Here is a 22,094-nt window from a genome sequence, read left to right as displayed (position 1 = left end):
CAAGTGAGTAATTTCCAAGTGCTGACGATCGATGGCGACCCCATTTTCCGGCTGGGGCTGCGAGTTGCGATCGAGCAGTATCCAGACTTGGAAGTTGTAGCAGAGCTTTCAAGGGGAACCGAGGGTTTGCGGATTCTAGAAGCTCGCTCGATCGGCTCCTTTGCAGCTAAGAAGCCCGCAGATTTGGCAATTTTGGCTGTTGAGACTTTAAATTGGCGAGCGAACCAAACAGAGGCCCTGGCTTTTTGTCGCGAACTCAAAAGTTTATACCCCAACCTGCCCCTGTTGCTGCTAGGCGGGCCGCTGACACCGGAGCTGTTGGCGCAGGTACAGACGGCGGGCGCGAATGGCTATTGTCCTAAAGGTAGAGATATTTCCTTGACAATCGAAGCTATTCGTGCGGTGGCATCTGGTCGCACTTATTGGGCGACGGATGCGGACACTAACCCGGAAATAGAACTAAATGCAGCGGTGGTTCAAACACTAGAAAACTCCGCAGCAATTGCAGAGAAAAATGCAGATAATCCGACAGTTGATACGCCAGTACACAAAAAAATTCTGGCTTATTTTTGTCGATCTGGACTGCGGGAAATAGATGCAGCTTTGGCGGTTGTCCAAGCTGATTTGGAAGAGGTTAAAGCGGCAGATGCGACAGATTTACCCTCTATTTTAGATGGGGTTGTACTCAGCGGGCGCCGCCGAGAATTGCTGGCAGCTCGCTGGATTGTCAGTCAGTTATTATTGGGAAAAGTGGAGAAGACATTCGGCAGAAAGCAGAGGAGAGAAGGCAGAAAGCAGAGGGGAGAAGGCAGAGGAGAGAAAGCAGAAATTAGAGGCGAGAATTTGTTAAATAATTCTCAATCGCAATTAGCAAATTCCCAAGTTTCGGGTGAATCTTTGGTGGTGGCAACTAATTGGCAAGGTAGCTTGTTTGACTCCGTTGCGGGTAAATTGCAGTTTGATTTGGTGAATTTGACTGGCTTGCCTTTGGAAATCGATATTTTGCGATCGACCAAAAAGCGCGAATTGATGAGTTCCATCCTGCGGAAGTTAGAGGATTTGCTGGAGGAATTGCGCTTTTCGCAAGTGCAGCAAACTCAATTGTCGCAAAAAATGCCTGCTATTTTACGGGATTTGTGGGAGGCGACAATCATAGATTATTTTGGGAGATACTATACACTGCAAACGGGAGAAACTCGGGTTTTTGATAGCAGTCAAACAAGCTTGGAACTGGCAGAAAGTCAAGGGGGAAGCGCTGCTGATATCTTGGCAGGCAGCGGTGTAGAAGTTGTGCCTATGCTGCTGGCAGATGCGGATGTAGTTGCAGCACAAATCCTTGACAAAATACCGATGACAGTTGATTTGTTTGGACATTTGCTATTTGAAATTCCTCTAACAGTTGACAATATTTCTTGTGTTGCTGGCAGCCCGGCAGCGATGCAGCGAGCTGAAGCTTTGTTAGAAAATTTGGCAATTCAAGTTGCTAGCGGAGCGGTACAGCCTCTGCTAAATAATTTGGCGAATATTGAAGAAATCAAGCAAATTTTTTACGATGGTAAGTTGATTTCGACACGAGAAATTGAGCGGTTTCGGAATAATTTGTCGTGGAGATATCGCTGGGATAGCTATTTTGTGGAGCCGAAAGCTATTTTTGAAAGCAGGTTTTTGCTGTTTGTTTTGGGCGATTCGGGAATTAAGAGAATTTCTATTTATGCTCCGAGAAATCTGGAGTTAGCACAGCTTTCTGGGTGGCAGTTAGCCTTGACTTTGCTGCTGGAAACCAGGGATGCGATCGCACCTAGAGTTCGGGCGGTTATTTCGCTGTTGGGTGCTGGCGTTGTTTACGTTTTGACTCAGGTTATAGGGCGGGGAATTGGTTTGATCGGGCGGGGAATTATCCAGGGTATAGGTAATTCTTTGCAAGATAACAAGTTTGGAAAAAATGGGTAATGCTTCGGCAACGAGTAGTAGAAAAGATTGCATAAATCTTTGATGCAAGAGGGAAACCGCTGATTAACGGGGATTAACGCCGATGCCTTTCAAGATATTTTGCGAAGGCCTGCAACAGTTCTAGTGTACGGGGTTTAACAGATTGGATACAATTGGTAATAGGTGGTATTATAGATAAAAGTTAATGGTATAAGGGTGACTTTTTATGAGTATTATGATATCGATAGATGCCGATCGCATAAACAGTTTAGATTTGTCTCCGGTGCGGACTGTGATTGAAAAGTGGCTGGCCGAAGGAGCGATCGCCCAAAACGAACAACAGCTACAATTTGAAATTGAGTATCCGCGCGAAGAGTTAGATCCGCGAGAAATTTCAGAAATTCCCGAAGTGCGGCTGTGGTTTATTCGCTTGGATGCTTGTTACCCTTGGCTGCCATTTTTGCTGGATTGGAAAGCGGGAGAATTGGCCCGCTATGCCGCGATGTTGGTGCCGCACCAGTTCCACCGCACCCAAGGTATTCAGTACAATCCTGAAGCTTTGGAAATGTTTTTGATGAACAAAATTTTTGTGTTGACTGATTGGTTGAATCAGCAGGGAATCCCCAGTAAATCGAAGTTGATGGCGATGTCGCAGATGTTTGGTTATGATTTGGAGGATGCTTTTTTTGATGTGATTGTGCCGCACAAGTAAGCGATCGCGCCTCTAATTAACATACTGCTAATTAGGTAAGCTAATATACTTTAAGACTGAGAACAAAGGTATAAACCCGATTTCTTCCCTTATGGGGCGGGCTTTCCAGTCCGCCTCCGCAGCTATAATTTCTATCCACAACAGCTTAATTAAGCTTAACAGCAGCCGTACTCAAACTTTAAGAAATCCTTAAACCAGCGCCCCTCAAAAAATTGTTGCTCGACTTCAGAATTTTCTCAGAATTGATAGTTAGTTTAAAGAGAGAACGATCGCCCCATTCAATCGATCGAGGAAATTTACCATGAAAACAGATTACCTCATCGTCGGCAGTGGTTTATCAGCACTGGTTTTCGGAGCATTGATGGCAAACTCCGGCAAAACCGTACACATCCTCGAAGCTCACGAGCATCCCGGAGGCTTTGGTCACACCTTTACGATGGCCAAAAAATACACCTTTAATGCCCAATTCCACTACGTTTGGGACTGCGGCGAAGGACATACAGTCAATCGAGTTCTCAAAAAACTCGGTCTCGATCGAGATGTCACCTTTGAACGCTACGATCCGAATGGCTACGACCACATGAGAATGCCGGGGTATGCGCTGGATATTCCCTCCGAACCAGAGGAACTGATCCGCAGATTGTCCGCGCTGTTTCCCGAAGCGAGCGAGAGAATTCGCCAATTCGTCAACGAAGTCGAGAAAACCGGCGAAGGACTCAGAAAACTCGCTCCTCCCGTCAAACCAATTGAATTGCTCAAAAATTTCGGTGACGTATTCTGTGCCGTCCAACACCTCAACAGTACACTTCAGGACGTTTTCGACAAGTTCCAACTCCCGCAAGCCGCCCAAACCCTATTAGCCCTGCAATGGCCGGACTTTTTGCTGCCTCCCAATCAGCTTTCTTTCTATGCTTGGATTGCCTTGTTTAGAGGCTATCAAGAAGGTGCATTTTACCCGACGCAGCATTTTGAAGATGTCATCAATTCTTTAGTTAATGTCATTGAATCCAACGGGGGGAAAGTTCGACTAAACCATGAAGTCACTAATTTTAGGGTGACAAACAGAACAGTAACGGGAGTTGAAGCGATGGATTTGACCACGCATCAAAGCCATGAATTCACGGGCGACACGGTGATATGCAACCTTGACCCGAAAAGAGCTGCCAAGATGATTGGAGAGGAACTGTTCTCTAAAAAAGTGCGGCGGAAACTCAACTATGAGTATTCTGCATCTAACTACATGGTGTACTGCGTTGTCAAAGATATCGATCTCCGAGACTATGGATTTGGCAAGTGGAATACGTTTCATTCTGAGCACTTGGATCTAAATGAAGCGTTTGCTCAAATGTATGAGCAAAATAATTTTTCTCGTCCGAGTTTTGCAATTACAACGCCAACTTTACTGACGGAAACACGGGGGGATTGTCCAGAAGATTGTCAAATTGTAGAATTTCTGACTGTTGCTAATTACAGCTATTTTAAACAGCTTTGGGATAGCGATCGCAAAGCTTACAGACAGAAGAAACAAGAGATTCTGGACTCGATTTTAGATGTAGTAGAAAAACACTATGTGCCGAATTTCCGCAAACACATGGTCTTTCATATTACCGGAAGTCCGACGACTAACGAGCGCTTCTGTTGGTGTCCTAACGGTAATTCCTACGGTTCCAGCCTGACGCCGCGCAACATGGGGGTCGATCGACTAAATCATGAAACATCCCTCAACAATTTCTATTTCTGCAACGCCTCGTCGGGCTATCCAGGCTTTGCGCCGACATTTTGGACGGGGGCGCTGCTTTATCAACGTTTATCCGGCGATGCGATTTTAGGCTAAGGAAAATTGGCAATTGGTTATTTTCCTGTTTCTCTCGTTCCTTGGCTTTGCCAAGGAATGAATTTCACTCTTGCTCTGCCTCATCTTAAAAATCTCTGATTTCTGCTCTCATTATCTCGTTCCTTGGCTCTGCCAAGGAATGAATTTCTGGAGGCTCTGCCTCCTCTTAAAAATGACGAGGCACAGCCAGACTGAAATGCGTTTCCACGTAGAACCTGGAAACGAGAATTTATCTCATTCCTTGGCTCTGCCAAGGAATGAATTTCTGGAGGCTCTGCCTCCTCTTAAAAATGACGAGGCACAGCCAGACTGAAATGCGTTTCCACGTAGAACCTGGAAACGAGAATTTCTTCCTTCTTCTTCTTCCTTCTTTCTTCTTCCATCTTCCATCTTCCATCTTCCATCTTCCATCTTCCTTCTATCAATCTAGGAGTGAACTATGAGAATTGCAATTGTTGGGGGCGGAGCGAGCGGTATGGCAGCAGCCTACTGGCTCGATAAACAGGGGCATCACGTCACTGTGTTGGAAAAGCAGCCGATTTTAGGCGGACACATTCGGACGCTCAACAAAAATGTTGCGCCAAATCAATCGGACTGCAATGAAATATTAGAAAATGGGGTGCTGGAATTTCCCACTGTATTTTACAATTTCGTGGCTTTGATGCAGGAGCTAGGCGTTGAACTAGAACCCGTGCAGATTGGTTCCGCGCTGTTTCTTAAAGATGGCGAGCACTTTTTGTCTAAGGTCTCTATCCGGAAAAATTTTACCGGAATCCAACGCCTGATCGAGTATTTGCGGCTCGATAGTCTCTACGCTCGTTCGGCTGCATTTATTTTAAAAATGCGGTTTGCTAAACAGCACGATTTCTACGGTGTGCCGCTTTCTCAGAGTTTGAAAAGCTCCAACATCCGCAATTATTGGCTGAAGTTGCTGACGATGTACAGCTACTCGATACCCTTTGAATCGCTCGACAATTTTCCCGCCGAATTGGCGCTGCCTGTTCTGCGCGACTATGCCATGGTCAACTGGGTGAGGATTAAAGGCGGGGTGTATTCTTACATTGAAAAGATTCTGGAGCGGTTTAAGGGCGATATACGGCTGAATGTGGAGATTGCCCAGACTTTCAGAAGTGCTGATGCTGTAAAAATTGTGCTTTCTAATGGGGAGAGTCAGGAATTTGATAAGGTGGTGTTTGCGATGCCACCAGACCAAGTGATGAGGCTGTTGTCCGATCCGACGGATGCGGAAACGAAGCGGTTTTCGGCGTGGAAAGCCAATTATGCCACGACTGTGCTGCATTCGGATACATCAATGTACGATCGCTACGGTATCCGCAAGTTATCAGAATTTGATTTTTTCGAGACGGACCACGGATGGGGATATAATGCGAGCTTGAATCAACTTTGCGGCATCTCATCCCCACGAGAGTACAGTTTAGCTTTTCAACTCGAGGAGTCGATCGCCAAAAAGGACATTATTCACATTCAGAAACATCACACGCCGCTGTACACTGTCGAGTCTTTTGGATATCGAGATGAAGTTATCGAGACTAATGGCGAGAACAACACCTATCATGCGGGAGCTTATTTGGGGGATGGTTTGCACGAAGGAGCTATTACCTCTGCTTTGCGAGTCGCGAAATTAATTGGGTGAACTCATATCAATTCCGGTGGCACGAGCGACACGATCGTCCGTTGGGAGTGGTCCGTGGTCCATGGGGGAATGTGGAATTATTGACCGAGACTCGATCGTTCCCATGCAACCGGAAACGATATCAATTGTGATGCTACAAACTCTCGCAAATATCGGTAATATCAAATCCGTTAGCATCGGAATAGTAAATTTGAGTTCACTGTTGACTATTGACCGTGAACAGTCAACAGTCAACATCATTCCGGTGTAACCGGAAATGATATAAAGTTATTGCCGATGCAGCACTCTCACAAAAGTCATGATGTTTGCATCAAAAGTTAAACTAATGCGAGAGTGGCCGACTCCGATGCGAGATTAATTTTTGCTGCTGGCTAAGCTGCGACACAATCCGCCCTTAAGTAGACATCATTGCTCACATATGCGGTTGAGCCGCCTAACTCAGTACCCTCAAAGTTGGCTCCCATGAATGTGGCGCCGCTCAAGTCGGCTTCGCTCAAGTCTGCATAGTAGAGCCTAGCCCAATCTAGGTTTGCCTGCACCAAAGAAACTCCCGCCAGATTTGCCCTGGTTAAATCTGCTCCCCTCAACTTGACGCCCCGCAACTGAGCTCCGCTGAGATTGGCCGCTAATAAGTTCGAGCCTTCCAAGTTTACCCCGTTGAGTTTGGCTTCGCTCAGGTTGACGCCATTTAGATCTGTCCTGCTCAGGTCGATGCCATTGATGTAAGCTTTCCTGAGATTGATGCCTGTTAGTTGAGCGCCAAAAAGCTTTGCACCGCTGAGTTTTGCCCCTCCGCAGTTTGCCCAGTTGAGGTTTGCTCCCGTGAGGTTCGCACCCCGCAGGTTGATGAATTGCAGGTCGGCTGTACACAAATTGGCGTTCCAGAGGATAGCGCTCCGCAGGTTGCTACCTACGAGTTGGGCGCCACTCAACTTTGCCCTGGGCAGTTTTGCTTTGACGAGGAAAGCTCCGTTGATATTGGCTTTCGTGAGTTCTGCGTCCGCTAGTCTGGCTTGGCCCATTTTGGCAAAACTGAGATTTGCCCTGCAAAGGTTTGCGCCGTTGAGTTCTGCTTTGGTGAGATGCGCCCGAGTCAGGTTAGCTCCCGACAGGTTAGCCCTCGAAAGGTTTATCCCAACTAAGATGGCTCCGCTGAGGTTTGCTCCGCTGAGGTTTGCGTCAGCAAAGTCTCTCTTTCCATTTTCGTAGTCTTTGAGCAGCTCGGTTACTTCCATAGTGGTTAGATTCCTAATAGGGGAAATTTATGTAGAAGTATGCACTCTTTATAAGTATTTTATCTCTAACCGAGCGGATACGATCGCACTTTGAAGAAAGCTGGACATTAACTTTATATTTCTAAATATTCTTCGTGCTTTTTCCATAGTCCCGACTGTTTTTAGGTGGTAGTCTGAAACCCTTGATTTTCCCTTGAAAGATTTTGTGCCTCGGCAAGCGTTGCGTGTTTTTATAGGAGCGCCCTGAAAACCTTATTATAAGGTTGGCACTTAAAAACTCTCAAACGTTTTGTATTTACAACTCTATATATTCATTAATAAGTTTTGTATAATTACCTTTTTCACCTCTGTCGCGCCGTGATTCTTGATGATCCCTGTCTCGATCAACAGACAAATATGCTACTGTGCTATAGCTACCAGCTAAAAAGTTACTACTTTCGGGAGAGGTTTTTCCTCATCCATCCATAGTAAAATTAATATGCTTGTTGCCAACTGTGGCGAACAGCTTTTTTTAACTAAGACTGCAAACTTGTTCGTTGTTTTCGCGCCCGGTGTCGCGAAGGCTTGCATAGTAACACCTCCATATTTTATCTACTCTCATTTTTAATTAAAATTAGATGTGAACAGCTTAATAAGTGAGAATTGTGCTCGGTTGTCTCGCTGCTGTTCTACGACGATCGCGCTTTTCAAGATTTTCCTGAGTCGAGCGGGGTGAAAAGTAATTTCAGACATTGTACTTCTGGGATTGATCGATATGCCTAACGGTAGAGGCTATAGGTTCAAAACCTAGGGGATAATAATTTATTGCAGATTGTACAAAACGAACAGCGAGTAAGAGCTGTATCGGATCGCCCTCTCTACTAGCAGTTAGGCAGATCTGTCAGTCTATGTTATCCTGAGTCAAAATTGAGGAACGATCGTGTCAAAAGAAAGAAAAAGTAACAAAGAAATCAAAAAGCCAAAGAAACAACCTGATGGTGTTGCTAAGCCGAAGGATGACAAAAAAAATTATGGTGGCACGGACGGCCGCAAGTAGAGATAGCTGCAACTCTCGGGATTGTGATTAATTTTGTTCAATTGTCATTACTATCGATTTTTAACAAATTTAAATATCCTATTTTGGGATAAGGCGAAAACAGGTTTATTATATCTAGGGAATATGCAGTGCTAAACCCAAAGTATAATGAACTCTGTTTTTAGCCATGAATATGAAACGTTCCGTCGCCGATCGAATTTAACATCGTATATTTAGATTTTGTTGCCGAAAAAATATAGCTCGATCGCCCAAATCTATCACAGCGATATCTCTGTTACCGCAATATTACCCTCAAAACACACGTCAACATCAGTCCCCGCCGCCCGCTCGCGCGATCCATACTCTCCCGCATAATAAAAGTATTCTCCCTCAATCCGGTACACCACAGGCAGGGGCTGCGTCGAGGGCCGGCAAAACACAATTTCCGGTTCCGCACTTCCCGGCGCTAAATGCGGCAAATTCACATTCCAGAAACACCCAGACTTTGGTTCCCGGTTCAGCAAATGGGCCAACACCCGCGATGTCCAGCGAGTAGCGACATCCCAGTCTATTTCGAGCGGCCTTTTAATCCGGTGGGAAATTGCGATCCCCGGAATACCGTGCATGGCTGCTTCCCGCACAGCGGCCACCGTACCGGAAATGTACACGTCAACCCCCAAATTGCCACCCGCGTTAATACCCGAAAGCACCAAATCCGGCTTCGCACAAAGGTGATGAAGAGCGATGCGCACGCAATCGGCCGGTGTTCCCCCTACAGCATATTCAAATTCCGATCGCCGATCGACATGAATCGGACTGTGAGTAGTCACTTGATGCCCGCAGCCCGACAATTGCCCCTGCGGAGCCACGATAATTGTTTTGCCGCTGACAGCCTGCAAAAGTGCCTGAATCCCGGGAGCGTCTATTCCGTCGTCATTGGTTAAAATTATTGTCATTCGATTTGAGATTTGAGATTTGAGATTGGAGATTTTCAGACAGTGCTGCCAGGGCTGAAGATAAATCGGATTGGTGGAATTAAGAAATGCTGGCAGCAGCATTTGGGCCCCCCATTCAGTTTAATCTATATTTATAGATTACTAAGTTCAGTTATGACAGGTAATTCGATTTTATATTTTAGATTTTATATTTGAGATTTGAGATTTTAGATTTTAAGATGGTTGCGATGGAATGAATGCAATTATTTTGAGAAAGTTATCGGTGGCATTAGTCTTTTGCATATTCTTTATATTTTGTATCCTAAGTGGAAAAAACATTCTGAAATAGCGCCCAATATGGTCAAGCGATGAAATAATGCTTGCCTCAAATATTCCTCCAAAAAAGTGGTAAAGTTTTGTTTCGATCGCCCGAGCGACAAAATATCAATACAAGTTCAGTTAAACGCGCTCTCAGCAATGTTTTTGCCAATTTTCCCCCTAGCTAAAACAATCCCCGCACCTCCGGTCCAACAACAACCGTCGGGCCAGAATTCCCCGCAGCCGCAAACGAACTGGATTTGTCGCCACAGCCAAGCAGCAGCCCGCTGAAAACCCTGACAGTGCCCCAACAAGTGCGCGTTTTGCCGGGAAAACTCCACAGCATCCCCTTTTTCAACAGCAACAGCCCCGAAGTTGTGCAAGTTGACTGTTGACTGTTGACTGTTGACTGTTGACTGTTGACTGTTGACTGTTGACTGCTAACCTTTGGGTTTTTGTGTTAATGAGTTAAGATAGGCATTAAGTTTTGGTGAAAGTTCATTTAATAACGGATGGAGTCGATCGATCTGTTATTGAGTCAAAAGATTGCGAGATACGTCAAGTCTCAACCAATGTCTTGTTTTGTTTAATGAACCTCTGGCAATTTTCACAAAACGCTGATTATCTTGATAGCTATGCCGTCCATGTCCTTATGCAATATTAGCACCAACACTATCAGCCGATCGCACTATTTGTTTTCCCATCGTATCCTTCGCAAAGTCGTCCCACTTTTTAACAATAAACCATATTTTATTTAAAAATTTTTCAGCTAATTGATAAACTCTTAGCTGGTGAAAGCTTTCCATATTAGCTCCTTTAACATAGTTGAAGGCAAACCATTGACAGTCAACAGTCAACAGTCAACTGCCAACAGCCAACAGTCAACAGTCAACAGTCAACTGCTAACTGTCAACAGTCAACTGCCAACAGTCAACAGTTAACTAATTAAAGCGTCAAAGATTGAGGATTGGTCTCAATCAATTTCGCTAAATCTTGCAAGAAAGATGCAGCGTCAGCACCGTAAATAATCCGGTGGTCGCAAGTAATATTCACCTGCATTTGGCGCTTCACTCCCATCAAGCCTTCCTCATTTGCTACTACTTGCGGCCGCGAAGAGCCGATCGCCAAAATCGAGCCTTGATTCGGCGGCAAAATCGCGTCAAACTTGTCTACTCCAAACATTCCCAAATTGGAAAGAGTAAAAGTTCCCGTGCTGTATTCATCAGGCTTCAACTGCTTGGTGCGGGCGCGATCGACTAAATCCTTCCAAGTGCGTCCGAGAGAATAAATATCGAGGCGATCGGCATTTTGCAGCACCGGCGTAATCAAACCGCCGCCATCCATCGCCACCGCTACCGCCACATTAATATCAGCGCGGTGTTGAATGCCCGACTCCACATAACAAGCATTCAGCAGAGGATGTTTTTGTAAAGTTACTGCTACTGCTTTCGCCAGCATAGCCGTCATCGTGACGCCTTTCGACTTAATTTGTTTGTAGAGTGTGTCCAGCTTGTCAGTAGTAATTGTGTAACCGACGCGGAAAGACGGCACGCTCAAACTTGCTTCCATATTCCGCACCACGGCATTTTGCAGCGCATTCATCGGTACTCTTTGGCCAGAAACTGCCACCGCCGGGACTGGTGCGGCTGTCGGTTTGGCTGGTGCGGGGGCGGGTGCTGCAGGTGCCGGTGCCGGTGCCGGTGCTGCGGGGACTGTTACCGATTGCTGAACCGGAGCGGGTTGGGCTTTCCCGGCTGCTGCTTCCACATCCTCAGCGACAATGCGGCCGTTGGGCCCGCTGCCTTTGATAGAATTCAAATCTACTTTAAATTCTTTAGCTAACTTGCGAGCGCGGGGAGAAACGACGCTGCGGCCGTTTTGGCGGCTGACATTTTGCTGCAAACCGGAGGACGATGTAGGTGCGCTGACAGGAGCGGGGCTCTTAGGGGGGGCTGCTGCTGCGCTTGGGGCGGCGCCTCCTTGCTGCTGAGCGACGGCGATTTCCGCTTCTGTTTCTGCTACCAGGGCGATTGCCGCTCCCACCGGAGCAACTTCGCCTGCTGGTACGATAATTATTGCTAAATAACCTTCGTAGAAAGACTCCACGTCCATGTCGGCTTTGTCGGATTCAACCACTACCACCGTTTCGCCTTTTTCTACTTTGTCTCCGGCTGATTTGACCCAGGAAACAATTTTGCCCTCTGTCATGGTAGAACTCAGGGCTGGCATGAAAACTTCGCGAATCATCTGTAAAAAGTCCTTTTGAGTTGCTAATCGGGAATCGGTAAGCTCCGAGGCATTTAAATTGCACGGCCGAATACAGTTAAACTTTTGTGGGGCGGGCAGGAGATCGATTTGTGTCAAATTAAGACTGAAACCCACGAGCTATGTCGCTGGTAGTCGAGTTTCGATACCCCCTAGCCCCCCTTAATAAGGGGAGTAGGGGGTGGGACAAGAGCGTTCTTTCGTCACCCTGCAGGCTCGGGGGATTTAGGGGGCAAGAGCGTTCTTTCGTCCCCGTTTTTAAGGGGGATTTAGGGGGAGCGAAACTTGGCTACAACCCTTGTTGAGACGTGGTTTTAGCCTGTTTCTTGACACAAATGGCATCCGGAGAACCCCAAAGATACAAGTTAAATGCACAACAGCTTGTTTGGGAATTGGTAATTGGCGATCGGCGATCGGCCATAATTATTATTATGCCAGTCTCTAGTCCGAAGATCGGTGACTAATGAGTCCAAATCTATTGCCAATTACGAATTACCACTTACCACTTACCAATTTCTAAATATCACCTCGAATTTCTTCGACTATGCCATCGCGGAGGAGAATTTCTACTTGCATTTTTTGAATCAAGTTTTCTCCGAGCGCGACAGTGAACGTGCCGTCAATTTGACCTTGACTCACTTCTTGTTCGAGGTCTAGCACCTGCACTTGCTGGAGTTGTTGCAGGTTTTGGTTTTTCTGTTCTAGCAGTTCGCTTTTTCTTTGATTCACCTGCACTTGAATGTTTTCTATTTGCTGCTGTACTTGCGGACCTGGGGGGTGCAGGTTTTGCTTTTGGATTTCTGAAATCATCCGCTGCCCTTGCATTTCGAGCTGTTGTAGCTGAGAATCTATTTGGTTGATTTGGGCTTGGAGTTGCTGTTGAGCTTCTTCTTTCCAGCGGGGAGTAACGACGACTTTAACGTTAATCGATCGCTTCAAGAGTAATTGTGGTTCCATAAAGTTGTTGATTGTCAATGGGGAATTAGGCATTAGTCATTAGTCATTAGTTAGTAAACATGAACTAATGGCCCAGGACAGAGGACTTGGACTCGGGACTCGGGTGTTGGGATAATTTTTTCTTCTCCATTCCCCAAGTCCTGCGAATATTTCAAAACATTCCGTCAATCATATCGCGGTAGTGTTCCGTCACAACCGGGCGCTTAATTTTCAGGGTCTGGGTCAACATTCCATTTTCCATCGAAAATTGCTCCTGAATCAACCGGAACGGGCCAATCCGATCGTCTGCGCGGTATCCGGGGCGATTTTGCACCTCTCGGTTCAATTCTTTGCGGAATAAATCTTGAATTGTCTTGCTATTCCAGTCAATTTCGTGTAATGGGGGATTCTGAGTTTCTGCCCATTTCTGCACGGCTTCTTGATTGGGGACAATTAAGGCGCCGAGGGATTTCTGGTCTTGACCTACTAGCATAATTTGGTCGATGTAGGGGCTGCGGATGCAGGCGTCTTCTATGGGCTGGGGTTCGATGTTTTCGCCGTTGCTGAGGACGATCGTATCTTTAGCCCGCCCGGTCAAGATTAAGTCGTTTCCCGGTGTCAGCCAGCCCACATCGCCGGTGTCGAACCAGCCTTCGGGGTCGATCGCCTTCGCAGTCGCTTGGGGATTGAGATAATAACCAGCCATGACTTGCGGCCCCCGCGCCAATACTAAACCGTGCTGACCTGTTGGCAGTTGCTGTCTGGTTTCGGGGTCTACTATTTTAATTTCCGTATGGGCTAGAGGCTGTCCTGCGGAACCTTTAAGATTGTGCCAAGGGCGGCGGACGGTTAAAACCGGGGACGTTTCGGTTAAACCATATCCCACTAATAAACCGATATTCGCTATTTCAAAGAAATTGTCTATATGCGCGGCCAAAGAACCGCCGCCGCTAATCGCCCATTTTAAGCGTCCCCCTGTAGCTTGCCTGACTTTTTGGTAAACCAGTTTTTCGGCGAGGGCGTGCACGGGCGACAACAGAATGCTTTTGGTGCGCGCGATTAGTTTTTCGGAAGCAGAAGCCGGTTTCAAACTGAGAGTTAATCCTTGGCAAATGCGGCGGGCTTCTATGTATTGCTGGCTGGCAGATAACAGGAAATTCACCAATTTTTGTTTGTTAGGCGGCTGTTCGCGAAATTGCTTTTGTACGGCCTCATAAATCGAGTCCCAGATGCGCGGAACGCTGACCATGTACTGGGGTTTGTAAGTTTTAAAGTCTTGTTTGAAATAGCGAATATTGGTGTAAATTTGCGTGCATCCTTGGGAAAGCAGGAAGTATTCGACGCTGCGTTCGTAGGCGTGCCAACTGGGCAGAATGCTGAGGACGCCGTCGCCGGCTTCGGGCTGCAGAACTGTGCCCAAGGTGTTGAGTTGGTGCAGCAGGTTGCCGTGAGTCAGCATGACGCCTTTAGGTTTGCCGGTGGTGCCGCTGGTGTAGAGGAGGGTGGCGAGGGTTTGCTGGCTGTGGTTGGTGGGTTTGAGGGGACGGTTGGCCCCTGTGCTCATCACTTGGGAAAATTTGACTGTGTTTAGGGTTTGGCTGGTTTCCGGTTCTTCCTCGGAGAGGAGGACGATGAGTTGGACAGGCAAATCCGGGAGGCGGTGTTGCAGTTTTCTGAGTAATGCCAGGTTTTCTACTACTAAGGCGGTACTGCCGCTGTCTTGGATGATGTACAGGAGTTCTTCGGGGTCGGCGGTGGCACCTCGAACCACGTTGGCGGCCCCGGCCATCATGATGCCTTGGTCGGCTATCAGCCAGCGGGGGCTGTTGTCGGCGAAGAGGGCGACGCGGTTCGGGACTGGTTCTGCTGGATTTGGTTCGATGCCTAGGGCTTGTAAGCCGGCGGCGAATTGCTGGATTTGTTGGTAGAGGTCGGTGTAGGTGAGTTTGATTTCTGGCTGGCTGTGGGGGTCGTGGAGGGCCACGGTTTGACCGAATTTTTGTTTGACGGTCGCCCAAATTTCGGGTATCGATCGAATGGAACTGTAATCGATCAGGCGGCTGAGGTTAGCGCGATCGCGATCGGTCAGTTGAGATGATGCGTAAGATGCTGGGCTGTTCATAGTTATTTTTGTGACTTGTGCGAGATTAAAGTGTTTTATCTAAATCTAGTATGAAATGTATCCTAACTGTATCTGCTTGGGTAGGGACAGTTGGCGAATCGGTCTCTATTTTTTAATTTCTGTTTTCTCTTATTTGTTGCCTTTTAATTTGGCAATTTGGATTTAATTATATTACAAAACTCGCTGAAATGTCGAAAAGTAGTCAATTGCCCTGGCTTGTCTTCAATTCTTTTCAATAGCTGTTCCAAATAAAATGGCTTGAGTACATCTCCAGGTCTTGTTTTAGAATATGTGGTATTTTTAGCTTCAAATAACACTTTCAAATAAGCTCCATGAAACTGAGCATGGGTATTAAAATCTGGATATTTTCCCATTATTTCAGGACAATTAACTGAAACATCATAATACTTAGTATAATCTAATAAAAATTGATTTTTAGGATGTATTAACTTTTGAGAATGTGTTGCATAAATATTGCGATTTCCCATCAGCCAACTTTCCAAGCAGCGATTCTGAACAATTAGCACAAGTTCTGCATTTTTTAATTCTAGTTTTTCCTGATGCAAAAAATCATAAATTTCCGCGTGTCGTTCGGCAACAGTATTTTCCTCGGCATCAAGACACAGGACAAAATAGTTGTATTTGCCGCTTAAGTTAATTTCCTCAATCGAAGGAGGAATAAAATCATATAATGAGGGATATCCTTCACCACTAATCAGATAATAATTGTTTTCATTCACCTCATCGTAACTCGGAACTCGTGTTAATTCAGGCAATAGATGACTTAGCCAAGCTGGATAAACTTTTCTCTCCGATTGCATCCCTTCCACTAAAAAATATAGATTCATTCCACTTTGATTCCTTCGCTATATTCTTCGAGATTAATCAATTGCGTAAAAGCCTGATGTCTAGATTTTCCCAGGTTCAAATCTTTGGCATCCTTGACGGTGACAACACCTCCTGTACGGGTTACTATTTTCCAGTATTCCATGCTGATATTGTTGATAATGTACGGATGATGACTGGTGAGGATAAATTGAATGTTTCTATTTTCCGTGAGCAAATCGGTAACAACATCGATACAGTTAATCCCCAAGCTGTTTTCAAATTCATCAATCAGAATTACAGTTCCTTCTGGCGACAAGTACAGTTCGCTAATGAGAATTAGCGTTTTCAACATTCCCGACGAAATGTTATCCTGAGAAATCCAATTATTGACACCTTTTTCTTTTATCTGAATGGGAAAACTTGTAAATGATGAATCGTCATCTTCAACTGCTTCTATTTTAATATCTTCGACTTGAGGAAACGCCTGTATAAATGCACGTTTTATTTCATTAAAAATGATTGAATTTCTATCAATTAAAGCTATTTTAATCTGAATGGGTAGATTACTTGATTTAACCTTATTTAATAAAACATCACTTATTAAATTATTCGGTATTAGCCTGAGAGGTAGGTCATAATATTCATTAACCGAACTCAAATTACTACTATAAATGATTTGATTAAAACCTTGCTGAACAGGTAAAATATCTTCCTCTTGATTTAAGATTTGCACTGCGCTTTGAAAAGGTGATAATTTTGGCGTTGTGTTACCTTTAAACTTGATTTCAGTAGAGTTTCTTTCGATAATTGTATCGCCATTTCTAGATAAATGCTCGCGGACAATCCTAAAGTTATGGGCTTCGTCTTCCTGATTAGGAATTATGACAGGATTTTTTTTTGTTTCAAACTCGCCTTGCCATCGGTACTCCACATCGTTATCTATATCTATTGTCGAAAATGTGATATCCCACGCTAAGCCATTTAACGAAGCACCATTCGCTATCTCTTTTAACCTCGAAATTCCTTTGAGTATTTGAGTTTTGCCAACACCAGATACCCCAACTAGCAAGGCAAGATTAGAAAAATAGATTGGTTCAAAACGCCACTCTAATACATGCTCCCAAAAAGCTACTTTTTTAATTCTCATTTTCCCCTCCTATCTATTAATTATCTGCGTCTATCAGCGTTCATCACCCTACATCTGCGGTTAAAAACTGACATAATTTTGCCGCCACCAAGCGCGCACCAACTTAATCTCCTCAAAAGTATAAACTTCTTCCAAAAACTCATAAAGCGCTCTCAATCTCTCATCCCCAATAACTTCAATTGCGTTCACAATCGCCTGCTGGCGTTCCGATTCCACCAACACATTGATATCAACTTCCCAGCCCATATCCATCAACTCTACCAGATGCCCCGAAATAGTAACAGGACTCATCCCCCGCGCATTCGCTATTCCTTGAACTGTCAAACCTTGTCGGTATAATTCCCAGGTTTGCATCTGCGAATAAGACGCAACGTTAGTAAGATTAGGAAGATTCGCGGCAGCAGAAGATGGAGCATTAGTTGGCAAGTCTTGTTCTTGGCAAAAAGTGCGTATTGCCTCCAAGAAAACCTTGCCGTACTTATCTCGCTTGTTGCTGCCAACGCCGTAAACTTCCTCGAATTCTCTGAGATTTTGCGGGCGTTTTTCTGCCATGTCTCGCAAGCTTTTATCAGCAAAAACTACGTAAGGAGGCACAAATTGTTCGTCGGCAATTTGTTTGCGTAGCGTCCGCAGTACGGCAAATAAACTTTCTACTTCTACTGCTAAATACCGAACTTTTTCCTGTACTTCCCGCTGCGGTTCAATAGCGATTTCAACTGTGCGCTGACGTTTCATAATTTCCCAACTTTTTTCATTCAGTTTCAAAATGGGAAACCCGTCTGTTGTTTCCTCTAAAAAACCTTGATGTAACAGCGAACGACTCAACTTTTTCCATTGCTCAGCACTTCTATCTTTGCCAATTCCGTAAGTAGAAAGTTGGTGGTGCTGGTATTGGAATACTTTTTGATTTTTTGAGCCGCGCAGCACGTCAATAATATGATTCATGCCAAATTTTTCTTGGCATCTCGCGACGCAAGACAGAAATTTCATTGCCTCAAGTGTCCAGTCTTCTACTGGTTTTTTGTTGCAACAGTTATCGCAATTGCCACAATTTCCGGGAAATGAATCGCCAAAATAACTTAACTGAATTGTGCGGCGGCAATCGCTGGAGTCTGCATAGTTAATTACTCGCCGTAACTGCTGTTTGGCAATTCGCTGTTCTTGCGGGTCTGGTTTTTGCTCGATTATGTATTCGATGGTTTTGACATCGCCGTAGCCGAAAAATAAGCTGCAATGGGCGGGTTCGTTGTCTCGGCCGGCGCGGCCGGATTCTTGATAGTATCCTTCGAGATTCTTGGGCAAGTCGTAGTGAATTACAAACCGCACGTCTGGTTTGTTAATGCCCATACCGAAGGCTATTGTGGCTACCATTACTTGTACGTCGTCGCGAATGAAGCGGGTTTGATTGGTTGCGCGATCGACATCGCTCATCCCAGCGTGGTACGGTAAGGCTTGGATGCCGCTTTGTTGCAATTTATAGGCAACTTCGTCAACTTTTTTGCGGCTGAGGCAATAGATAATTCCCGAACCGCCTTTTTTTTGGATGATTTGCAAAACTTCGGCAAAACTGTGCTTGGTTTTGTGGCGAACTTCGTAGTATAAATTGGGGCGGTTGAAGCTGGCGACGTGGATGTAGGGATTTCGCAGAGTTAGCTGCTGGATGATGTCTTGGCGGACGCGCTCGGTGGCGGTGGCTGTTAGCCCCATAATGGGAATGTCGGGATATCGATCGCGCACTCGCTGCATTTGCCTGTATTCTGGTCGAAAGTCGTGTCCCCATTCCGAAACGCAGTGGGCTTCGTCGATCGCAAATGCCGAAATTCCTAACTTGTTTGCTACTATATCTAAAAACGGTAAAAATCTCTCACCGAGCAAGCGTTCGGGTGCCACGTAGAGCAATTTAATCTTACCTTCGAGAATCGCTGTTTCGCGCGATCGGGTTTCCTGAGTGCTCAAAGTGCTGTTGAGAAAAGTCGCCCCAATTCCATTATCTTGCAAAGCTTCCACCTGGTCTTGCATCAGAGCAATTAACGGCGAAACAACCACAGTCAATCCCGGTTTCAACAGTGCCGGTAATTGAAAACACAAAGACTTGCCACCGCCAGTCGGCATGACAATCATCATATCCCGTTTTTGTAAAGCAGCTTCGACAATTTCCCGCTGTCCCGGGCGGAAAGAGTCATAGCCAAAAAAATGTTTGAGGGCTGGTTCGAGGGACAGCGGCACAGGAGATGTTGGCGGAATCGACCCTGACATTTGCAGTAGTTGGTTGTTGACTTCTACACTATTCTATGCTTTTTGAACACAAATACAGTTACAATAATTGAGAATCTCAATTTAAGCAGAGAAACCGATGCCGAAAGCAATTTGGAATGGTGCCGTTTTGGCCGAGAGCGACAAGTGCGAAGTTGTAGACAACAACTATTATTTCCCCCCAGATACCATCAAACGCGAGTATTTCAAGGACAGCAGCACTCACACGACTTGCGGTTGGAAAGGTGTTGCTAGTTACTACAGTGTCGAAGTCGGCGGACAAGTTAATAAAGATGCTGCTTGGTACTATCCTACTCCGAAAGATGCTGCTAAAAATATAGCAGGATATATTGCTTTTTGGAAAGGAGTTAAGGTAGAGGCTTAAAGCAGTTTTTAGTTAAAAACTTGGGGCGGGTTTTGTGCGAATTTGGCGCTTGACAAGCGATTTTAAAAGGTGGTAAAAGCCCCCGGATTTATCCGTGGAATCAATCCCCAATCGATTTTCGAAAATCCTCAAGAAAGAGCATTTATCCGTGGGGTCAATCTAAAATCGAAAATGGAAAATCCTCAAGCCCCCGCATTTATCCGTGGGGTCAATCTAAAATCGAAAATCGAAAATCGAAAATCGATTGACCCGCCCCTTGAAATTTTAATTGTTTTCCCAAACGGCGACAGCTTCCCATCCCAAACCGCGGCGAACAACAATCGGTTCGCCTTCTGTCAAATCGAGAATGGTAGAAACTTGATATCCAGGATCGGAACCGTCATCGACAATGACATCCACTAACTTTGAAAAACTGTCAAACAGTTCAGCTTTGCCAAAACTTTCTGCTTTTGATGCAGGGACTGGTGCTTTACCTTCATCATCAGTGGTAATGTGAGCGGATGTTGAAATAATCGGATTTCCCAAAGCTTCCAACAGGGTAAAACAAAGCCGGTGGTCGGGAACGCGAATTCCCGTGGTTTTGCGTTTTGGGTTCATTACCAACCGCGGCACTAACTTGGTAGCTGGCAGCAGAAATGTGTAAGGCCCGGGTATTAACCGCTTGATAATTCTGTATGCTTCATCGCTGACTGCAGCATAGTCGGTGATATTTGACAGAGAGGAACACAAGAACGTTAAAGGCTTATCATTGGATAGTTGCTTGATCTGCCTGACTCGTTCTACTGCCGACTTGGAGTTGATATCGCAGCCGATCGCATAAACTGTATCTGTCGGATAAAGCATCACTGCCCCATTTTTCACAGCTTTTTGAATTTTCTCGATCCGGTCTCTTTGGGGTGCAACTGGATGCACTTCGTAAATAGTTGCCATGTTAAGATATTGCAGGCTAAGTGGGCGATCGAAATATCGAGTGCAACAATCAATGCTGAAAATTAATTGTTAATAATGAATAAAATAGCTTATTTTGACTGTCCAACCGGCATTGCTGGCGATATGTGCATAGGAGCTCTCGTCCACGCCGGTGTTCCTTTAGACTACCTAATCGAAAAACTTAATTTGCTCGGCATTTCCACAGAGTACCAGTTGCGGACGGAATTAGTTTACCGCAATACTCAACAAGCAACTAAATTTTATGTCGATTTAGCTGCGGATTTGTCGTTAAAACCCGAAAATCCCGCTACCGACTTTACACTCGATCCCTCGGAAACCGAATCCCCGACTTTCGAGGGCCACCACCACCATCATCGCGGGGAAGAACATTCTCACAGTCACGGGGAAGCAGATGCCGAAATTAGCCACACTCATCATCGCCACTTGCCCGAAATTGAGCAGATCATCGTCTCTGCAAACTTGCCTGGGCGCGTGGAAGCCTGGAGTTTGGCCGTATTTCGCCTCTTAGCAGAGGCAGAAGGTGCCGTACACGGTATCCCCCCAAACGAGGTTCACTTTCACGAGGTGGGGGCGACGGATGCAATTGTTGATATTGTCGGTACTTGTTTGGGTTTGGATTGGTTGGATATTCAGGAGTTTTACTTTTCGGCGATGCCGACTGGTGGGGGTACGGTGAAGGCGGCCCACGGTAAGTTAGCGGTGCCGACGCCGGCGGTGATGCGGTTGTGGGAAACGCACCGAGTGCCGGTTTATAGCAATGGCATCGATCGCGAATTGTGTACTCCTACGGGAAGTGCGATCGCCTGTGCTCTCGCCGCTGGTTTCGGCCCGCCACCGCCGATGCTTCTTCAGGCGATCGGTTTGGGTGCAGGTTCTCGAAACCTGGCAATTCCTAATATTTTGCGCCTCTGGATTGGGGAGAAGTCATTCGCGGGCAAAGAAAATTTAACTAACGATCGAGAAGCAATCTGTGTACTGGAAACGCAAATTGATGATTTGAGTCCGCAGGCGATCGGCTATGTTTTCGATGCTTTGTTTGCCGCGGGGGCTCTGGATGTTTTTACTGCCCCAATTGTGATGAAAAAGTCGCGGCTGGGGGTTTTGTTAACTGCGATTTGTCATCCGGAATTTCAGGATGCTTGCGAAGCAGTTATCTTTCGCGAGACTACTACTCTGGGAATTAGGCGATCGACTCAAGAAAGAACTATTTTACATCGAGAAATCCACAAAGTTCAAACAGAATACGGCGAAGTGCAAATAAAAATTGCCAAGTCTGGACAAATGATTGTTAATGTGCAGCCGGAATACGAAGATTGCGCGTCCATTGCCCGAGTTAAAAATATTAGCTGGCGGGAAGTTCACCGCTTGGCGCTGCAAAGTTGGTACGATCGCACTTAATCAGGACTTACGCACTCCGACAAAGAAACCGGGTTTTTTATCGAATCTGCCGGTCACAACGCAGTATTTTCGTAAAAAACCCGGTTTCTGACCACCCCTGCGTAAATCCTAAGGAATGAGAATTAAATAACTTCCACTCTTGAAAGTGGGATGGGCGTCCCGCCTGTCCTTTTTGGA

At 45.7% G+C, this 22,094-nt stretch carries 16 protein-coding genes and 1 pseudogene; 7 read left to right on the top strand and 10 right to left on the bottom strand.

All coding sequences use genetic code 11. From position 1 onward, the window contains the following. The first annotated feature begins 3 nt into the window (after window positions 1–3). From QUB56_RS30920 to QUB56_RS30905, 4 genes are all read left to right on the top strand, one after another. Window positions 4–1,950, top strand: a complete 1,947-nt coding sequence (locus QUB56_RS30920; protein WP_332960172.1) for a DUF3685 domain-containing protein — start codon at window positions 4–6, stop codon at window positions 1,948–1,950. A gap of 205 nt (window positions 1,951–2,155) precedes the next feature. After that, complete coding sequence (locus QUB56_RS30915; protein ID WP_332960171.1) at window positions 2,156–2,641, top strand: CRR6 family NdhI maturation factor; 486 nt, start codon at window positions 2,156–2,158, stop codon at window positions 2,639–2,641. A 301-nt stretch (window positions 2,642–2,942) separates the two neighbouring features. Continuing rightward, window positions 2,943–4,475: an NAD(P)/FAD-dependent oxidoreductase gene (locus QUB56_RS30910; protein WP_332960170.1), complete on the top strand. Its 1,533-nt coding sequence runs from the start codon at window positions 2,943–2,945 to the stop codon at window positions 4,473–4,475. A gap of 439 nt (window positions 4,476–4,914) precedes the next feature. Further along, window positions 4,915–6,129, top strand: a complete 1,215-nt coding sequence (locus QUB56_RS30905; protein WP_332960169.1) for an FAD-dependent oxidoreductase — start codon at window positions 4,915–4,917, stop codon at window positions 6,127–6,129. Between the two features lie 371 nt (window positions 6,130–6,500). On the opposite strand, the gene QUB56_RS30900 is transcribed toward QUB56_RS30905, so the two are convergent. Next, on the bottom strand, window positions 6,501–7,364 hold the full coding sequence (locus tag QUB56_RS30900; protein ID WP_332960168.1) for a pentapeptide repeat-containing protein: 864 nt from the start codon (window positions 7,362–7,364) through the stop codon (window positions 6,501–6,503). Window positions 7,365–8,657: 1,293 nt separating this feature from the next. After that, entirely contained in the window at window positions 8,658–9,335 is a 678-nt protein-coding gene (surE, locus tag QUB56_RS30895; protein ID WP_332960167.1) for a 5'/3'-nucleotidase SurE, read from the bottom strand. Between the two features lie 599 nt (window positions 9,336–9,934). Here surE and QUB56_RS30890 point away from each other — a divergent pair. Then, a complete protein-coding gene (locus tag QUB56_RS30890; protein WP_332960181.1) occupies window positions 9,935–10,027 on the top strand; it encodes a DUF3370 family protein in 93 nt (30 codons plus the stop codon). Between the two features lie 135 nt (window positions 10,028–10,162). Here QUB56_RS30890 and QUB56_RS30885 read toward each other — a convergent pair. The 7 genes and pseudogenes from QUB56_RS30885 to recQ form a co-directional block, all read right to left on the bottom strand. Further along, a pseudogene (locus QUB56_RS30885) lies at window positions 10,163–10,438 on the bottom strand (four helix bundle protein). Window positions 10,439–10,577: 139 nt separating this feature from the next. Continuing rightward, on the bottom strand, window positions 10,578–11,879 hold the full coding sequence (locus QUB56_RS30880) for a dihydrolipoamide acetyltransferase family protein (protein ID WP_332960166.1): 1,302 nt from the start codon (window positions 11,877–11,879) through the stop codon (window positions 10,578–10,580). Between the two features lie 534 nt (window positions 11,880–12,413). After that, entirely contained in the window at window positions 12,414–12,854 is a 441-nt protein-coding gene (locus QUB56_RS30875) for a YlqD family protein (RefSeq protein WP_332960180.1), read from the bottom strand. 151 nt (window positions 12,855–13,005) lie between these two features. Next, entirely contained in the window at window positions 13,006–14,955 is a 1,950-nt protein-coding gene (locus tag QUB56_RS30870) for a long-chain fatty acid--CoA ligase (RefSeq protein ID WP_332960165.1), read from the bottom strand. Between the two features lie 143 nt (window positions 14,956–15,098). Continuing rightward, a complete protein-coding gene (locus tag QUB56_RS30865; protein ID WP_332960164.1) occupies window positions 15,099–15,803 on the bottom strand; it encodes a hypothetical protein in 705 nt (234 codons plus the stop codon). Continuing rightward, window positions 15,800–16,930, bottom strand: a complete 1,131-nt coding sequence (locus QUB56_RS30860; RefSeq protein ID WP_332960163.1) for an AAA family ATPase — start codon at window positions 16,928–16,930, stop codon at window positions 15,800–15,802. The genes QUB56_RS30865 and QUB56_RS30860 overlap by 4 nt, the downstream gene beginning before the upstream one ends. Before the next feature lie 60 nt (window positions 16,931–16,990). Further along, window positions 16,991–19,186, bottom strand: a complete 2,196-nt coding sequence (gene recQ, locus QUB56_RS30855) for a DNA helicase RecQ (protein ID WP_332960162.1) — start codon at window positions 19,184–19,186, stop codon at window positions 16,991–16,993. A gap of 97 nt (window positions 19,187–19,283) precedes the next feature. Between recQ and QUB56_RS30850 the strand changes: the two genes are divergently transcribed. Continuing rightward, on the top strand, window positions 19,284–19,568 hold the full coding sequence (locus tag QUB56_RS30850; RefSeq protein ID WP_332960161.1) for a DUF427 domain-containing protein: 285 nt from the start codon (window positions 19,284–19,286) through the stop codon (window positions 19,566–19,568). A gap of 264 nt (window positions 19,569–19,832) precedes the next feature. On the opposite strand, the gene QUB56_RS30845 is transcribed toward QUB56_RS30850, so the two are convergent. After that, complete coding sequence (locus QUB56_RS30845; protein ID WP_332960160.1) at window positions 19,833–20,498, bottom strand: L-threonylcarbamoyladenylate synthase; 666 nt, start codon at window positions 20,496–20,498, stop codon at window positions 19,833–19,835. Window positions 20,499–20,573: 75 nt separating this feature from the next. Between QUB56_RS30845 and larC the strand changes: the two genes are divergently transcribed. Then, on the top strand, window positions 20,574–21,917 hold the full coding sequence (gene larC, locus QUB56_RS30840; protein WP_332960159.1) for a nickel pincer cofactor biosynthesis protein LarC: 1,344 nt from the start codon (window positions 20,574–20,576) through the stop codon (window positions 21,915–21,917). The last annotated feature ends 177 nt before the right edge of the window (window positions 21,918–22,094 follow it).

This window comes from Microcoleus sp. AR_TQ3_B6 (genome assembly GCF_036702785.1).
In the GTDB taxonomy this organism is placed as follows: Bacteria; Cyanobacteriota; Cyanobacteriia; order Cyanobacteriales; family Microcoleaceae; genus Microcoleus.
Note: the sequence above shows the minus strand (reverse complement) of the source record. Positions and strands in the feature narration are given on the sequence as shown.

Coding starts and splice junctions, on each gene's coding strand:
- QUB56_RS30915 (WP_332960171.1), top strand. CDS start 2,156: ATGAGTATTATGATATCGATAGATGCCGATCGCATAAACAGTTTAGAT.
- QUB56_RS30910 (WP_332960170.1), top strand. CDS start 2,943: ATGAAAACAGATTACCTCATCGTCGGCAGTGGTTTATCAGCACTGGTT.
- QUB56_RS30905 (WP_332960169.1), top strand. CDS start 4,915: ATGAGAATTGCAATTGTTGGGGGCGGAGCGAGCGGTATGGCAGCAGCC.
- QUB56_RS30900 (WP_332960168.1), bottom strand. CDS start 7,364: ATGGAAGTAACCGAGCTGCTCAAAGACTACGAAAATGGAAAGAGAGAC.
- surE (WP_332960167.1), bottom strand. CDS start 9,335: ATGACAATAATTTTAACCAATGACGACGGAATAGACGCTCCCGGGATT.
- QUB56_RS30880 (WP_332960166.1), bottom strand. CDS start 11,879: ATGATTCGCGAAGTTTTCATGCCAGCCCTGAGTTCTACCATGACAGAG.
- QUB56_RS30875 (WP_332960180.1), bottom strand. CDS start 12,854: ATGGAACCACAATTACTCTTGAAGCGATCGATTAACGTTAAAGTCGTC.
- QUB56_RS30870 (WP_332960165.1), bottom strand. CDS start 14,955: ATGAACAGCCCAGCATCTTACGCATCATCTCAACTGACCGATCGCGAT.
- QUB56_RS30865 (WP_332960164.1), bottom strand. CDS start 15,803: ATGAATCTATATTTTTTAGTGGAAGGGATGCAATCGGAGAGAAAAGTT.
- QUB56_RS30860 (WP_332960163.1), bottom strand. CDS start 16,930: ATGAGAATTAAAAAAGTAGCTTTTTGGGAGCATGTATTAGAGTGGCGT.
- recQ (WP_332960162.1), bottom strand. CDS start 19,186: ATGTCAGGGTCGATTCCGCCAACATCTCCTGTGCCGCTGTCCCTCGAA.
- QUB56_RS30850 (WP_332960161.1), top strand. CDS start 19,284: ATGCCGAAAGCAATTTGGAATGGTGCCGTTTTGGCCGAGAGCGACAAG.
- QUB56_RS30845 (WP_332960160.1), bottom strand. CDS start 20,498: ATGGCAACTATTTACGAAGTGCATCCAGTTGCACCCCAAAGAGACCGG.
- larC (WP_332960159.1), top strand. CDS start 20,574: ATGAATAAAATAGCTTATTTTGACTGTCCAACCGGCATTGCTGGCGAT.